11 protein-coding genes and 1 tRNA gene are annotated in these 15,719 nt (G+C 60.7%); 3 read left to right on the forward strand and 9 right to left on the reverse strand.

Annotation, left to right across the window (positions count from 1 at the left end):
- The first annotated feature begins 402 nt into the window (after positions 1–402).
- Positions 403–478 (forward strand) — tRNA-Val (locus ASD32_RS27545).
- A gap of 187 nt (positions 479–665) precedes the next feature.
- Positions 666–923 (forward strand): lipoprotein, encoded by a 258-nt coding sequence (locus ASD32_RS27550; RefSeq protein ID WP_060641225.1) that lies wholly within the window; start codon positions 666–668, stop codon positions 921–923.
- Between the two features lie 89 nt (positions 924–1,012).
- Here the strand turns inward: ASD32_RS27550 and ASD32_RS27555 are convergent, their stop codons facing one another.
- The 4 genes from ASD32_RS27555 to ASD32_RS27570 form a co-directional block, all read right to left on the reverse strand.
- Complete coding sequence (locus ASD32_RS27555; protein ID WP_060641226.1) at positions 1,013–1,387, reverse strand: hypothetical protein; 375 nt, start codon at positions 1,385–1,387, stop codon at positions 1,013–1,015.
- 237 nt (positions 1,388–1,624) lie between these two features.
- Complete coding sequence (locus ASD32_RS27560; RefSeq protein ID WP_060641227.1) at positions 1,625–2,023, reverse strand: cupin domain-containing protein; 399 nt, start codon at positions 2,021–2,023, stop codon at positions 1,625–1,627.
- A 115-nt stretch (positions 2,024–2,138) separates the two neighbouring features.
- Complete coding sequence (locus ASD32_RS27565; protein WP_060641228.1) at positions 2,139–5,612, reverse strand: AAA family ATPase; 3,474 nt, start codon at positions 5,610–5,612, stop codon at positions 2,139–2,141.
- Complete coding sequence (locus ASD32_RS27570; protein ID WP_060641432.1) at positions 5,612–6,889, reverse strand: exonuclease SbcCD subunit D; 1,278 nt, start codon at positions 6,887–6,889, stop codon at positions 5,612–5,614. The genes ASD32_RS27565 and ASD32_RS27570 overlap by 1 nt, the downstream gene beginning before the upstream one ends.
- 197 nt (positions 6,890–7,086) lie before the next feature.
- Here ASD32_RS27570 and ASD32_RS27575 point away from each other — a divergent pair, with 197 nt between their 5' ends.
- The gene (locus tag ASD32_RS27575) at positions 7,087–7,557 is read left to right on the forward strand and encodes a MarR family winged helix-turn-helix transcriptional regulator (RefSeq protein WP_060641229.1); all 471 of its coding nucleotides are present in this window, start codon (positions 7,087–7,089) and stop codon (positions 7,555–7,557) included.
- Between the two features lie 86 nt (positions 7,558–7,643).
- On the opposite strand, the gene ASD32_RS27580 is transcribed toward ASD32_RS27575, so the two are convergent.
- The 5 genes from ASD32_RS27580 to clpP form a co-directional block, all read right to left on the reverse strand.
- On the reverse strand, positions 7,644–9,839 hold the full coding sequence (locus ASD32_RS27580) for an esterase-like activity of phytase family protein (protein ID WP_060641230.1): 2,196 nt from the start codon (positions 9,837–9,839) through the stop codon (positions 7,644–7,646).
- A 213-nt stretch (positions 9,840–10,052) separates the two neighbouring features.
- Positions 10,053–10,325 (reverse strand): DNA-binding protein HupB, encoded by a 273-nt coding sequence (gene hupB / locus ASD32_RS27585; protein WP_037107702.1) that lies wholly within the window; start codon positions 10,323–10,325, stop codon positions 10,053–10,055.
- 230 nt (positions 10,326–10,555) lie between these two features.
- Positions 10,556–12,976 (reverse strand): endopeptidase La, encoded by a 2,421-nt coding sequence (gene lon / locus ASD32_RS27590; protein ID WP_060641231.1) that lies wholly within the window; start codon positions 12,974–12,976, stop codon positions 10,556–10,558.
- A 517-nt stretch (positions 12,977–13,493) separates the two neighbouring features.
- Positions 13,494–14,771: an ATP-dependent Clp protease ATP-binding subunit ClpX gene (gene clpX, locus ASD32_RS27595; RefSeq protein ID WP_060641232.1), complete on the reverse strand. Its 1,278-nt coding sequence runs from the start codon at positions 14,769–14,771 to the stop codon at positions 13,494–13,496.
- A gap of 302 nt (positions 14,772–15,073) precedes the next feature.
- Positions 15,074–15,706: an ATP-dependent Clp endopeptidase proteolytic subunit ClpP gene (gene clpP, locus ASD32_RS27600; protein ID WP_060641233.1), complete on the reverse strand. Its 633-nt coding sequence runs from the start codon at positions 15,704–15,706 to the stop codon at positions 15,074–15,076.
- Between the last annotated feature and the right edge of the window lie 13 nt (positions 15,707–15,719).

The raw sequence follows: 15,719 nt of genomic DNA on the forward strand, positions 1-15,719 counted from the left end.
TCATTTCAAGTCGTCCAGATGCTTTTGCATCCGCTCGAACCGGCTAGGCCGTTTCGATGAGCGGCTAACTACGAGGTTCGTCTTTGGGTGTCAAGCAGGTTTGGAGACAAATCCGTGACAGCCATCGAATTGTTTCCACACGCTGGAAAAAGCGCCCTTGAAAAATTCCGGCATGCCGGGGAAGTGCTTCCGCTTCCACCATATTCTGCCCCATCCGCCCTCTCCTTTGCCTCCCGCCACGGACCCCAAGGTTTTCCACATCCGATTTGCCGGGCGGCATCCGGCGATGCCGGGAGTTTGGAAAAAAAATTGAAAAAATCTTCCATTCCGCTCTTGCGGTTTTCTGCCGATACGCATAGATCACGGCCACCGACGCGGCAGACAACGCTTCTGCTTCGCGAAGGGCGATTAGCTCAGTTGGTAGAGCGCCTCGTTTACACCGAGGATGTCGGGAGTTCGAGTCTCTCATCGCCCACCACTTATCCCTCACGTCATTGTTGAAATCATACCCCAATATTGAGGGTTTTTGCGCGCTTCCTTAAACAGCGGCATTGAAGGCTCTTGTCATTGCACAAGGCCGTTGCCATCTGTCTGCGAGCAAAAACGGCCAACCCGGCTTCAAGGAAGAGAACCGGCACTGGCGATCGGGGTGAAGGACATAGCATATGAGGAAAGTCATTCTGGCGGCCACGCTTGCCGCAGGCCTTGCCGCCTGTAACGCCATTCCGGAAATAAGCCCGATCCCCGGCAGCATCACCTATGGCGGCCAGCCGGCAACCAAACTGACGAAAGCGCCCGTCGGCAGCGTCGTTCATCATCAGTTGAAAGACCAATACGGCAAGCCGGCCGAGGAAACCTATATCATCCAGCCCGACCGCTCCTTGCGGCTTGTGCGCAGGGAAACGGTCAGCGACCCCAGCTGACCCCACCGACGGACAATGACGGGTGCCGGTTAGCGGGATGTTGAGTGCACGGGGCCGTCGCGTCATCAATGACGCGTAAGCCCTCGCGGTTAGACCTCTTCCTTCTTGCGGACCGGCGCCTTGCGCTTGGGCTCTTCCGGAGCCTCCGGCGCATAGGGCTTTTCGCCCTTCGGCGTTGGAGCCAGAAGATTTTTCAGTGCCGACAGACGATCCTTCAAAAGCGGGCGGAAACGCGTTGCGCGATAGGGCATGTCGGCTGCGCCGTAGCCTTCCGGGCCGTCATCATTGCCGCGGTCGATCTCGGCCAGCTTCACGCCGATGAACTCGCCGTCGATATAATGCTTGTAAGGGCCGACCCAGCGGATCGTGTAGATCTGCCCCTTGCGGATGCCCTGATCGATCGAGACGTTCTTGAACTTGTCGTCGATGCAGACGACTTTCTGCCCAACATGAAAATTATACATCGGCAAAACCCTTACGCGGCAGTCCCCGGCCAGACCTTCCGGGGCGGACGACCATTTTCGCGTGTCCACAAACAGCGAAAATACTTGATCTTCTTGTTTCAGGCTCTTCCGGACAGAAAACCGCACCGCGCTTTGCCGGAATGCTCGTAACGTCAGATAGCGGTGTTCCCCCACCCATTGCAACGAGGAAACGGCAGGAATCATGCACCGTTTCCTTGTCCGGCGGGTGCAGGGCAGCTATTTCGCCTGATATTGCGCGTCGCTCACCTGTTCCAGCCAATCCACCGCCTTGCCGTCAAGCGCTTCCTGGATGGCGATATGGGTCATCGATGTTGTGCTGGATGCGCCGTGCCAGTGCTTTTCGCCCGGCGGAAACCAGACGGTATCCCCTGCCCTGATTTCAACGGCCGGCTCGCCCCACACCTGTGCCAGGCCGCAGCCGGCGGTGACGATCAGGGTCTGACCAAGCGGATGTGTGTGCCAGGCCGTGCGGGCGCCGGGCTCGAAGGTGACTGAGACGCACCGTATCCGCGCGGGCTCCGGCGCGTCATGTATCGGGTCCTGGCGGACAGTGCCGGTAAAATAGTCCGCAGGCGGGCGGACGGATGGACGTGATCCACAGGCCTTGATGTCCATGGCAATTCTCCCTGATATCTGCCGCCAACAGAGCGGCCGTCATAACGGCACCATAGCGCGTTGCAGCCGGATGTCTCCCCCGCCGTCAAGAGCCCGGCTCGGGCTGGCCCGGAGATCACAGCGTATGAACCGTCACATCCGGGCAGGCCTTGCGCGCGATATCGCAGAGATGCTGGTGGTGGGTGAGATAAATCACCTGTCCGACCCCGGCCATATCGGCCATCAGCGAAAAGGCATGTTCGGCGCGGCCATCATCGAAGGTCTCCATGATGTCGTCGGCGACAAAGGGCAGCGATTCGCGGGTGGCGGCGATCTCATGATAGCCGGCCATGCGCAGCGCCAGATAAAGCTGGAACCGCGTGCCCTTGGAGAGATCCCGCGCCAGTTTCGATCCGCCGCCGGCGGCATTGGCGATCAGGAATTCCTCGCCCTTTTCGGCCTGCGTCGCCAGCCCCTGGTAATCGCCGCCGCTGATGATGCTGAACGCCGTCGAGGCCCGGCGCATCATGGCGCTGCGATGCCGCTCGCGATACAGGCGAAGTGCCGTCTCACCGGCAAGGATACCCATACGCAGCCGCAGATAGGCGGTGGCCCGCTCCTCGATATCAGCCAGCACCGTGCGGCGCTTTTCCTCGATATGGGCTGCGGCATCGCTGCCGCCGATGGCGGCGAGCGCCTTTTCCGCATCACGCCGTTCGGCATGCAATTCGGCTCCTTCCCGCTCGGCTTGCTCAAGCCGGGATTGGAGCGAGGCTACGTCCAGGCGTAATCCGTCGGCATCGACGGCGCTCAACAGCATTTCCGCCTCCTCGGCGCGGCCGACGCCAAGACGGGCTGCTAGATCGGCTTCGACCTCGGCAATCCGCTCGCGCAGGCGCTGCCGCGTTTTCACCGTTTCCAGATGGGCTGCGACCTCCAGCAGCGCGCTGCTTTCAAAGAGATCAAGCATGCCGCGTTTTTGCGCATCATGGCGCTCGCGCGCCTCGCCCAGCACACGCCGTTCCGTGATGCGGGCATCGTTCTCGTCCGAAAGGCGCCGGAACAGCGTCTCTTGCCGTTCGCCAGCCGCCAGCCTGTCGCGAATCGTCTGCGCGGCAAGCAGCGGCTCGTCCGCGCCGGTCATGGCAAGCCGCCCAGTGAGCGTGGCGATCATCGCGGCAAAGGCCAGCTGGTCCTTGCGCATGCCATCGATGCGATGATCGAGATCCACCTTGCGCTGGATCAGCTTGTCGAGGTCCTGAAGGATGATCAAAACGGGGGCTATTTCCTGCGGCGACAACGGCGTTGCAGCCTCCGCCAGCCACGTCGTGCCGATCGCCTCCTGCCAGTCTCCGGTCCACTGCGCCATCTCCGCATCGGCCGACGACCATGCGGCCGTGCGCGTGCGCAGAAGCGTCTGCGCCCGTTCCACCGCTCCCGCAGCCGTGGCATGTGCCCGTTGGGCTGTCTGCAAGGTCTCGATGATACGCTCGGCGAAGGCCAGGGCATCTTCCAGCCGCGCGGGCACGCCGTTCGAAACGCCGCTCTCTGCCAGCGTCTGCGTCAGACGTTCCAGGGCGTTGGTTTCATCGGCTGCCGCGAGCCGCGCATCCTGCTGTGCCGACCGAAGCTGGTTTCGAACCTCCAGCACAGCCAGTCTACGCCCAAGCCATGAAACCAGCTGGTTGAGCTTGGTCTCTGCAGGCAAACCGCAATCGATGGCCGAGGCCGAAATCTCCGCGCGAAGGGTGGCGATGGCTGCAAGCGTTGCCTCATGCTGCTGGCGCAATACAGAAAGCTTGCCGTTGCGCTCCGCGATGGAGAGCGAAAGCCCTCTTGCCTGTGCAAGGTCCTGCGCGCGCGCCAGCCGGAGCGCCGTCGCCGCGTCGTCTGTCCTGAGCACGGTTTCGAACGCACTGGCGCTGCCGCTGTCCAGTTGCGCCACATGCGCCTGCCAGGCCTCGTCGCGCTGCGCGCGCAACGTCAAGGCGGCATCATCGGCGGCAAAGCCGCCGGTGCGCGTCAGTTCCTCTAGCTTGGCCTCTTCGGCGGCCGTCAGCGCGGTTTCCTCGGCAATCTTGTCATCCAGCCGTTTCAGCTGTTCCGTCAGCGCCGTGCGCCGCGCCGTCCACTCGGCAATGTCGGTCTCATCCGGAATGGACACCGCTGCCACACTGTCCGCATCGAGCTGCGCCGGCGACAGCGTTGAAAGCTTGTCGGCCAGAAGATCGCTGAGCGTAGCCATCTGTCGATCTGCCGTTTGCTGCCGCAGCAGGCAATCATTCTGGCGCAGGGTGCGCAGCCTGTCCGCGAGCGGCGCCGGATCGGCTGTATGCGCTGAGCCTTCGCTGGCAAGTGCCGCCTGTGTCCGCAACGCCTCGGCGGTCTCGGCCTCGGCCAGCGTCTTTTCCCGCAGCGCCGCATCCAGGCGCTCCTTCAGGGCGGCATGCTTCTGGGCGAGATCCTGCAGCCGGCCGGTCAACGCAGCGGGCAGGATAAGGGTGGTGGCCTCGGTCTCGGCAGTCCGGCCAAGGCGGGCCACGCGCACCGCAATATCCGCAGCGATCTTGGCCCGCTCGTCGAGCCGATTGGGCATATCGCTGGCAGCTGTGCGGTGGCGGGCTTCGAGGCCCGAATGGTCGAGATCGCGGATATCGGCTGATATCGCCAGCGTAACCACATCCCGCTCGATGGCGGCGATTTCGGTGGCTCTGCGGTCGATATCGGCATCCAGCTGCGCCAGCCTGGCATCGATGCCGGTTTCCTCGCGCTGCAACTGCGGCAGCAGCGCATGCCAGTCGGCCGGTGGCTCCGGCAGGTCGGCGAAACCGGCAAGCTCGGTGCGCAGGCCGCGCAACCGCGCCAGAAGCGGCAAAGCCTCGATCCGGTCGCGCGCCTGATCGAAGGACACACGCAACCCGGCCCGTGCGGTTTCCGCCGACTGATGGCGCTCGGCAGCGGCGTCGCGCAGCTTGCGCAAGCTTGAAAACTCGCGCGCGTTGATGTCGATAGCCGCCTTTTCGTCCTTCAGCGCATCCAGTTCGGCCTTGAGTTCCGCCAGCTTGTGCTTGCGGCCTTGCGGTTTGTAGAAGGCATCCGCCTGCGCTTTCAATCCTGACAGGATGGCGCTGCTGTCCGGCAGGCCAGAGCTTGCCGAAAACAGGAGAGCGCCCAGTTCCCCCTCGCTCTTCAGGATGCTTTCGCCGCCCTTTTCGATGCTGTCATCATCGAGCGAGAACATCATCTGGTAGGTCGCCCGGTCGATCGAGCCGAGGGCTGCGGAAAACAGGTTGTCCGGCAGCGGCTGGTCATCCGCCCCCAGAAGCGAGTTCTGATTGCGCTTGACGCGCGAGACGGAATGGACCTTGCCGCCGGTCTCGATGACGCCACCCACGCGCATCGTCGCGTAGGGGTGCAGGAAGCCATAGCCGCTCAGGCGCTCGATACCGAACAAGAGATCGAGAAAAGCCGAAAACAGCGTCGATTTTCCCGCTTCGTTCGGACCATAGACAAGATGAAAATCCGCCCGGCCGGGACGTGCCTCGCCAAAATCCAGACTGCGTCCAGTGAATTTGCCATAGCGGATGAGATCGAGACGATTGAGGCGCATCAGCGATCCGCCTCCGCATCACTGCCATGCAGATAGGCCAGGACATCATCGCTACCGGCCAGCGCCAGGGCTTGCGTGAGAATTCCGGCCGCCTGCTCATCGCCGGCGAGACTGTCGCGCAATTCGCGGGGTAGCTGCAGCAACAGCTCATCGACCAGGGCGGCCGCTTCCAGGCGAAAGGCGTGGGAGGCCAACACGTCGGTGCGGATCAGGTCTGCCAGTTCCTCCACGGGATCTGGGCCGGTCAAAGCCGTGCCCGTTTCAACACCCCGGCAGGCAATATCGACCTTCTCGACCCAGCAGCCGTTGAGGCCGGCGGCAAGATTGGTGATTTCCGCCAGGAGAAAATCGGGATCGCGCCTGAGTTTCCAGGCGAGCGGCGTGGTCCCGGTCAGCGCGATTCTCAGAATCAGATGATCGGCGCCCGCCTCGTTTCGCAGAGATGCCAGAGCGTCACCCACTTTTTCCAGCATCTGGCGCCAGTCCTGCGCGCCGGTAAGGTCGATGGCCAAGCGCTCAAACACCGCCTGTCCGATTGGATGTTCGCGGTGCGCGAACGTCCCGTCGTCGTCAATGGTGACCAGCGTCACCGTCTTTGGCCCGGCCTCGTTGATATCGCGCCCCTGCGGCATGCCGGGCATGACGATCAGCGGCGCCTGCGCATGAACCTGGCGCAGGTGCACATGGCCGAGCGCCCAATAGTCGAACCCGTGCCGTGAAAGCTCCGCCACGCTGGTGGGCGCATAGGGGTCGTGGCCCGGTGTCCCCGCCAGACTGGTGTGCAGCAGGCCGATATTGACGGCATCGGCAACCGGCGGATGGAACGACGGCAAAAGGCTGTCGGGCGCATGCGGGTTGGCAAAACTGATGCCGTGGATATGGACGCCGCGGCCATCGCCGAGCGCCTTGGCCAGAACCGGTTTCGCCCGGCCGGCAAACACATGGACATTGGCGGGGAAGGTCAGCTCGCGCGTCATCGCCGATTGCGAATCATGGTTGCCTCGGATCAGGAACACGCCAATTCCGGCCGCTTCCAGACGCCGCAATTCGCCGGAGAGATAAAGCGCCGTGTTCATCGAGGTCTGCGAGCCGTCATAGAGGTCGCCGGCAATCAGCAGCGCATCGACATTTTCCGCAAGGCACAGGTCGACGATGCGCGCCAGCGCCGTCCGGGTCGCGCCTCGCACGAGATCGGCGAGTTCCGGATTTTTCAGCGCAAGACTGCGCAACGGTGAATCGAGATGAAGGTCGGCGGTATGGACGAAACGAAAGGGCATGGCCGACCATGGCCCGGCGTCCGCCCCCGCGTCAATGCCGCCGATCACCTGCTCCAAGGTCTATTCAGACCTTTCGGTCCAGCAACATTATTGGGCTGATACAAGGGCCTGGTGAAAAGGCCCGAGAATAGACTTGACGGCCCCGTCAACAATACCGTCATTTGACATGGCACCTCATAATATCCATATGAGACATCATGAAATCCACATTCGAAGTCTCCGACAAGCTCTTTGAGCTCTATCATCGCGTTCACCGCCTCATTAACGAATCGATGACGGAGGAAGGCGTGTCCTTGGCACGCAGCAAGTTCCTGTTTTTCCTCAGCAAGCTCGGCCCTTGCCGGTCAACCGATATTGCCGGTGCGCTGAATTTTGCGCCGCGCACGGTGACGGAAGCCATCGACGGGCTGGAGCGCGACAAGCTGGTAATGCGCAAGCCCGATCCGGAAGACCGCCGCGCAAAGATCGTTTCGATAACCGATGTCGGCCGCGTCGTTCTGGAAGCAGCCGAACATCCGCGCAAGCAGCTGATCGAGGAGATTTTTTCAGCGCTCGACGACCAGCAGCTCGACCAGATGCACGATATCGTCAGCCGGCTGGTGGCCAAGGCCGATGAAATCCGCACGCGCAAGGAAAACGAGGCAAACAGCGGCACATCCGCCGGGTAGCGCGTTTTTCGCTGCTTGCATCAGGTTCAAATAGAAAAGGCCGGGACATCATGTCCCGGCCTTTTCCGTTACCAGTACCGCCGCAATTACATTGCGTTCATCGTACCGATCGAGAAGAACAGCGTTTCGCCCGAAGAACCATCGACACCGTCATTGTCGGTGACGATGTAGCCGTTTCCGGCGGCATCGATGGTGAAGCCTTCGACCTTGTCAACGACGTAACCGTTGGTGGCTGACTTGAGGTCGGGAATCAGGTCGCGGACCTCTTCCTTCTTGACCACAGGCAGTTCGCCGCCGAGCTTGGCCGGCTTCAGGTCGGCGAGAGCGACGCGGTAGAGCTTCTTCAGCTTGGCCGCATCGCCGATCAGGTTGTCGCGCTCGATGATATAGGCGTGCTCGCCGCTGACGGTGATTTCGGAAAGGCCGACCCAGCCCGCATCCGTCTTTTCGAGCGGATAGCGCACGGCGCCCCATTCCTTCGAGGAGGGCTTGTAGGAAACGAGCTTCACGAAGCCCTTTTCGTCGTCGCCCCATTCGCGCTGCACGGCCATCCACAGAACCTTGTCATCGCCTTCGCCAACGCTGGTGATGCCCTCGAAGCCGAAACGCTTCTCGCCGGCACGCAGCTCGGCGGGGATGGCGATTTCCTTTTCGATGGCGCCCTTTTCATTCACATGAATGATGGCGTGGCTGTAGAGCTTGTCGGCATCGCCTTCGGACGCCAGCCAGAAGCCGCCTTCACCATCCGGCACCAGGCCTTCGATGTCGAGCTTCTGGGCTGCGGCACCCGCACGCGTGATGCGCAGTGCGTCGGTGATCCTCGCTGGCTTTGCAGTGGCATCGATCGTGAAGATCGTCGGCTGCGACGCATAGACCGAATCGTTGACCGCGTAGAGATGACCCGCCTGGTCCTTGACCGGAGCCAGACCCGAAAGGGCGCCGAAGCCGATGAGCTCGCCATCCTTTTCGGTGGAGACGATCTGCGGATAGGCGGCCTCGCCTTCCGCACGCTCATAGATCATGACATGCGAACGGGCGCCGCCATCTTCGACGAGGTCGGTTTCGTTGGCGGTCACGAACAGGTTGCGGCCGGGAATGGCGACGGCGCCTTCCGGGCCGATGCCGGACGGCAGCAGTTGCAGAAGCTGCGGTTCAGCGCCGGTATCCTTGTAGACGCCGACGATGGATGCGCGCTCGGCCAGCACGAAGAACAGGTTGTCCTCGCCGAACTTGGCGGCTTCCAGACCTTCCGGCTCGACGCCCTTCTTGTTGCGGGCATCCGGATAGTGACCGATCTTGGCGATCTCGCGCTCGAAAGCCGCGCCGTTCTCATAGAGAACCTTGCCGGTCTTGTCGAAGATGGTAAAGCCGCGCGCGCCGCCCTTCCAGTCGCCTTCATTGGCAACGACGAGACGATTGTCGTCCAGCCATTTCACCGCATCCGGCTCGCGGGCGACGTCCTTCAGCTCGCCGGTAAACTTCAGCGCGCCGTCCTTCTTGGTGTCGATGCCTTCAAGGCTGACGGTACCGGCGGAGAAATGGCTTTTCACGGTGCCGGTCTTGCCATCGATGATGACGATATAGTTGTTTTCCTGAAGCGTCAGGGCGATCTCGTCCTGGCCATTGAAGGCGACGAATTCCGGCTCCGGATCATCGCCTGCGACATCGGCAAGACCGGTCAGGGTGACATGCTTGATCGAGCCGCAATCGACAACGCCGTCCTTGAGCGACAGGATGACGAGGTCGCCTGCCGGCAGCTGCGGCAGGTCGCCGTCATTGACGTCCTCGTCGCGCTCGTTTTCGATCGCGATCGCGGCGATCGTCTTGTCCTTGTTCAGGGCGATCGAGTCCGGCTGACCGCCGAGATCGCAGGTCGTATCGACGGCCTTGGAGGCGATATCGACCTGGGCCAGGATGCCGGATGGCTTGACGAAGCTTTCGCGCGTGTTGATCGCGACGAGCGCCTTGCCGGCGGCGATGGTCACCGAGGTCGGCTCGCCGTCGAACGCGATGGAGCCACCGGCCTTCGGGGCCTTGGCATCGGTGATATCGATGATGCCGATCGCCTTGTTCGGGCTGTCAGAATAGATCAGCGTGTTGCCGTCTTCGCTCGCGGCGATGATTTCAGCCGAGGTGACGGACTTGGCATCCGCCCCTTCAGGCAGATTGCCGGCGACGGCGAAGGACGCGATGCGATTGAATACGGGCTCTGCGCTGACCGCCGAGGCGGTTGAGGCAGCCAGCACGGCAGCGAGTGCTGCGGTGAGCGAAAATGTCTTCACGGGATGTCCCTCCTGGTGAATGAATACGCAGGGGGTTTTGATCGCGCTGTGTAACACCCGCATGACAGCTAGTGCATATTAGAATTCGGTGGCCAGAACGCGGCCTGGCAAAGCCCGCAAACGAAAAGAGGCCCGGGAAAACCCGGGCCTCAAATCAACCTGCTTTCGAACCGTTGGCGTCTTCGCCACGGTGCTGCAGACAAAACATGAAACTTAGTTCACGGCGTCCTTGAGACCCTTGCCGGCCGAGAACTTCGGCACGTTGCGGGCTGGGATATCAACTTCTGCGCCAGTGGACGGGTTACGGCCCTTGGATGCTTCGCGGCGGCTGACCGAGAAATTGCCGAAGCCGACGAGACGAACGTCGCCGCCGTTCTTCAGTTCTGCCTGGATAACGTCGAAGATTGCGTCAACTGCAGAAGATGCATCTGTCTTCGAGAGTCCGGCCTTTTCGGCAACTGCGGACACGAGCTCATTCTTGTTCATGTTTCCACCCCTTTCAATACTGGTTCGAAACGACTCAATTTTCAAGCCGGGAGCAGCATACGCGCCGCCCTCGCCTTGGCAAACCCAATCGCTCCGAATCCCATGGAATGCAAGGCTTTGCGCAGGGTTTTACATAAAAAAGACCGGCAAAAATGCCGGTCTTCCACTGTTTCCGCTGCAAATCAGTGCACAACCTGCGAAGGGCACCAGTTTGCGCTCAAGTCAAGCGATTAGTGAGCAATCGCCGTTCCGGCCTCGTCAACCGGGTCGGCGGCTGCGATCGGCACGGCCTGCTTGGCCGGATCCCACTCGATTGCGACGGGCACCCGCAGCAACGCATGCTGCAGAACCTCGCCAATATGCGAGACCGGAATGATCTCCATATTGTTCTTCACGTTGTCTGGAATATCCGCCAGATCCTTGGCGTTTTCTTCCGGGATCAGCACCTTCTTGATGCCGCCGCGAAGCGCTGCGAGCAGCTTTTCCTTCAGGCCACCAATCGGCAGGACACGGCCGCGCAGGGTGATTTCACCCGTCATCGCCACGTCCTTGTTGACGGCAATACCCGTCATGATTGACACGATCGCGGTCGCCATGGCCACACCGGCGGACGGACCGTCCTTGGGTGTCGCGCCTTCCGGCACGTGCACGTGGATATCGCTCTTGTCGAACAGCGGCGGCTCGATGCCGAAGTCGATCGCGCGCGAGCGGACGTATGATGCCGCAGCCGAAATCGATTCCTTCATCACGTCGCGCAGGTTGCCGGTCACCGTCATGCGGCCCTTGCCGGGCATCATGACACCTTCGATCGTCAGAAGCTCGCCGCCGACTTCCGTCCAGGCAAGACCGGTGACAACACCGACCTGGTCGGTACGCTCGGCTTCGCCGTGGCGGTAGCGCGGAACACCAAGATAGTCGTTGATGTTCTCGGCAGTCACCTCGACCTTGCCGGTACGGCCCTTCAGGATTTCGGTGACGGCCTTGCGGGCGACCTTCATCAGTTCGCGCTCAAGGCTACGCACACCGGCTTCGCGGGTATAGGTCTGGATGATCGCCGACAGGGCACCGTCGGTGATCGAGAACTCCTTCGGCTGAAGCGCGTGATCGGCAATCGCCTTCGGCAACAGGTGCCGCTTGGCAATTTCCAGCTTTTCTTCTTCCGTGTAGCCGGCAATACGGATCACTTCCATGCGGTCCATCAAGGGCGCCGGGATGTTGAGCGTATTGGCCGTCGTGATGAACATCACGTTCGAGAGGTCATATTCGACCTCCAGATAGTGGTCCATGAACGTCGAGTTCTGTTCCGGATCGAGCACCTCAAGCAGAGCCGACGACGGATCGCCACGGAAATCCTGGCCCATCTTGTCGATTTCGTCGAGCAGGAAGAGCGGGTTGGACTTCTTTGCCTTCTTCATCGACTGGATGACCTTGCCGGGCATCGAGCCGATATAGGTACGGCGGTGACCGCGGATTTCGGCTTCGTCACGGACGCCGCCGAGTGCCATGCGGATATATTCGCGGCCGGTCGCCTTGGCGATCGACTTGGCAAGCGAGGTCTTGCCGACGCCCGGAGGGCCGACGAGGCAGAGGATCGGCCCCTTGATCTTTTGCGAACGTGCCTGAACCGCCAGATACTCGATGATCCGTTCCTTGACCTTGTCGAGGCCGAAATGATCCAGTTCCAGCACCTGTTCGGCGTGGTTGAGATCGGTCTTGACCTTCGACTTCTTCGACCACGGAATGCCCAGCAGCCAGTCCAGATAGTTGCGTACGACGGTGGCTTCCGCCGACATCGGGCTCATCTGGCGCAGCTTCTTGACTTCCGCGTCGGCCTTTTCACGGGCTTCCTTGGAAAGCTTGGTCTTGGTGATGCGGTCTTCCAGCTCGGCCATCTCGTCGCGGCCTTCCTCGCCGTCGCCGAGCTCCTTCTGGATCGCCTTCATCTGCTCGTTCAGGTAATACTCGCGCTGGGTCTTCTCCATCTGGCGCTTGACGCGCGAGCGGATGCGCTTTTCGACCTGCAGAACCGAAATCTCGCCTTCCATGAAGCCGAGCGCCTTTTCAAGGCGCAGCTTGACGCTGGTCGTCTCGAGCATTTCCTGCTTCTCGACGATCTTGATGGACAGATGCGAGGCAACGGTGTCGGCCAGCTTCGAATAGTCTTCGATCTGGCTGGCAGCGCCGACGACTTCCGGAGAAATCTTCTTGTTGAGCTTCACATAGCTCTCGAACTCCGAGACGACCGAACGGCTGAGCGCCTCGATCTCGACCGGGTCTTCTTCCGGCTCGGAAAGCGGATGGGCCATGGCTTCATAGAATTCTTCACGGCCGGTATAGCCGTCGATCTCGGCGCGCGCACGGCCTTCGACCAGAACCTTGACGGTCCCGTCGGGCAGCTTAAGCAGCTGCAGCACATTGGCGATGGTGCCGATCTGATAGATGGCTGCCGGTTCCGGATCGTCGTCGCTGGCGTTGATCTGGGTGGCAAGCATGATCTGCTTGTCGGTACCCATCACTTCTTCCAGCGCACGGATCGACTTTTCACGGCCAACAAAGAGCGGCACGATCATATGCGGGAACACCACGATATCGCGCAGCGGCAGAACCGGATAGGTCGCGCTCTCGATTGCCGGAGACGTTTTGCTCGTCATGTCATTTCCTTTCCGTCCCGTTTCCGGGCCCGTTCCCCGAAGCCTTCAAGAGCGCATCGGGTCCTCATTCTTTCCACTGTCAGGTGGAGTGTGTGACGTCTGTTTTCAACCCTTTGCCGACTACAGACCTGGGAGGCGGCGTAGTCGGATAGTAAACGGCATCTGACTGTTGCGGACCTTGCCGCGGGAGTTAACGCACACGCTTCGTGCCGGGACACGCCGACACAGAATCGTAACATAATCGCGTTGTTGCTCGCTTTTAGCAATCGCTGATTCGACGGATTAACGGTTCTGCCGCAACCTCCCTTGGGAAGGCCGTCAGTGCGCCGTGATGCAAAATGCGCAGGGCTGCCCTGCACCTTCGGCACCGCCTCTCCCGATTTGGAGGTACAACACGGATATCCGGCATCATCCAACATGAAAAAGGCCCGCACATGGCGGGCCTTGCTCTGGATATCGATGTCCTCCGGTCAAGCCGAATCAGGTCAAGCCAAAATCAGCTCCGGCCGAAGTCAGGTCAGGCCGAAACGTTGGCCTTTTCTTCCGAGCGCTCCGAATAGATGTAGAGCGGGCGGGCGGAGCCCTTGACCACCTCGTCGGAGATGACCACTTCGCGAACGCCTTCCAGCGTCGGCAGTTCGAACATGGTGTCGAGCAGGATCTTCTCCATGATCGAGCGCAGGCCACGGGCACCGGTCTTGCGGATGATGGCTCGCTTGGCGATTTCGCGCAGCGCGTCCTCATGGAACGTCAGCTCGACGTCTTCCATCTCGAACAGGCGCTGGTACTGCTTGATCAGCGCGTTCTTCGGTTCCGACAGGATCTGGATGAGCGCCGGCTCGTCGAGATCCTCGAGCGTCGCCAGGACAGGCAGACGGCCGATAAATTCCGGGATGAGGCCGAACTTCACCAAATCTTCCGGCTCCAGTTCGCGCAGCACTTCGCCGACGCGGCGGTCTTCCGGTGACTTCACCGAAGCACCAAAGCCGATCGAGGTCTTTTCGCCGCGCGCCGAGATGATCTTGTCGAGACCGGCAAATGCGCCGCCGCAGATGAACAGGATGTTGGTCGTGTCAACCTGCAGGAATTCCTGCTGCGGATGCTTGCGGCCGCCCTGCGGAGGAACGGATGCGACCGTGCCTTCCATGATCTTCAGCAGTGCCTGCTGCACGCCCTCGCCCGAAACATCCCTCGTGATCGACGGATTGTCGGACTTGCGCGAAATCTTGTCGACTTCGTCGATATAGACGATGCCGCGCTGCGCACGCTCGACATTGTAGTCGGCCGACTGCAGGAGCTTCAGGATGATGTTTTCGACGTCCTCGCCGACATAACCGGCTTCGGTGAGCGTCGTGGCATCGGCCATGGTGAACGGCACGTCGATGATGCGGGCCAAGGTCTGCGCCAGATAGGTCTTGCCGCAACCGGTCGGGCCGACGAGCATGATGTTGGATTTCGCCAACTCAACGTCGGTGCCCTTGGCGGCATGGGCCAGGCGCTTGTAATGGTTGTGGACGGCAACCGACAGGATGCGCTTGGCCTGTTGCTGGCCAATGACGTATTCGTCGAGAACCTTGATGATCTCCTGCGGCGTCGGAACGCCATCGCGGGATTTGACCATCGATGTCTTGTTCTCTTCGCGGATGATGTCCATGCACAATTCGACGCATTCATCGCAGATGAACACTGTCGGTCCGGCAATCAGCTTGCGGACCTCGTGCTGGCTCTTTCCGCAGAAGGAGCAGTATAGGGTATTCTTGGAGTCACCGCCGTTGCTACCGCTGACCTTGCTCATATCACTTTCCTTCCAGCACGCCGGACACCTTGAGAGAAGGTGAAACGGACTACTCAACCCGCTCCGCACATTTTCCGCTTTGATGGCGCAAAATCACGGCGCTCTCGGGAGTACGAACCGGCTTCAAACAACCACGTTTGATGTCCGGCAGCAACGAATCTCCCACCGAATACCGAATGCTAGGACTTCAAACTTCAACATAGCATTAACGGTCGATATTAACGGCTTTGGCCTGCGGATAAAGCCCCATGACGGTTACAATTGTGTCACAAATGCATCTATCCGCACACAAAAGCTTGTTTTCACGCTTCTGACGCGGCTTCCATGGCCTCACGCGAGGTGATGACCTTGTCGACAACACCCCAGCTGAGCGCTTCATCAGCAGTCATAAAGTGGTCACGATCAAGCGTCTGTTCAACCTCTTCCAAGGTGCGGCCTGTGTGCTTGACGTAAACTTCGTTCAAACGGCGCTTCATTTTCAGGATGTCGCGGGCATGCCGTTCGATATCGGATGCCTGGCCCTGGAAGCCGCCAGACGGCTGGTGAACCATGATGCGGGCGTTCGGCGTCGCAAAACGCATATCTTTGTGGCCGGCAGCCAGAAGCAGCGAGCCCATGGACGCGGCCTGGCCGATGCACAGCGTCGAGACGGCCGGCTTGATGAACTGCATCGTATCGTAGATCGCCATGCCGGCGGTGACGACGCCACCCGGCGAATTGATGTACAGGGCGATTTCCTTCTTCGGGTTTTCAGCCTCAAGGAACAGCAGCTGCGCGCAGATCAGCGTTGCCATGTGGTCTTCCACAGGACCCGTCAGAAAGATGATGCGCTCTTTCAGGAGACGCGAAAAGATATCGTAGGAGCGCTCGCCGCGATTGGTCTGTTCAACGACCATCGGCACCAGAGCCATAGCGGTATCAACGGGATTTCTCATGTCAAACCTTTGT

The organism is Rhizobium sp. Root483D2 (genome assembly GCF_001426685.1).
Lineage (GTDB): Bacteria > Pseudomonadota > Alphaproteobacteria > Rhizobiales > Rhizobiaceae > Pararhizobium > Pararhizobium qamdonense.

Coding starts and splice junctions, on each gene's coding strand:
- ASD32_RS27550 (WP_060641225.1), top strand. CDS start 666: ATGAGGAAAGTCATTCTGGCGGCCACGCTTGCCGCAGGCCTTGCCGCC.
- ASD32_RS27555 (WP_060641226.1), bottom strand. CDS start 1,387: ATGTATAATTTTCATGTTGGGCAGAAAGTCGTCTGCATCGACGACAAG.
- ASD32_RS27560 (WP_060641227.1), bottom strand. CDS start 2,023: ATGGACATCAAGGCCTGTGGATCACGTCCATCCGTCCGCCCGCCTGCG.
- ASD32_RS27565 (WP_060641228.1), bottom strand. CDS start 5,612: ATGCGCCTCAATCGTCTCGATCTCATCCGCTATGGCAAATTCACTGGA.
- ASD32_RS27570 (WP_060641432.1), bottom strand. CDS start 6,889: ATGCCCTTTCGTTTCGTCCATACCGCCGACCTTCATCTCGATTCACCG.
- ASD32_RS27575 (WP_060641229.1), top strand. CDS start 7,087: ATGAAATCCACATTCGAAGTCTCCGACAAGCTCTTTGAGCTCTATCAT.
- hupB (WP_037107702.1), bottom strand. CDS start 10,325: ATGAACAAGAATGAGCTCGTGTCCGCAGTTGCCGAAAAGGCCGGACTC.
- lon (WP_060641231.1), bottom strand. CDS start 12,976: ATGACGAGCAAAACGTCTCCGGCAATCGAGAGCGCGACCTATCCGGTT.
- clpX (WP_060641232.1), bottom strand. CDS start 14,771: ATGAGCAAGGTCAGCGGTAGCAACGGCGGTGACTCCAAGAATACCCTA.
- clpP (WP_060641233.1), bottom strand. CDS start 15,706: ATGAGAAATCCCGTTGATACCGCTATGGCTCTGGTGCCGATGGTCGTT.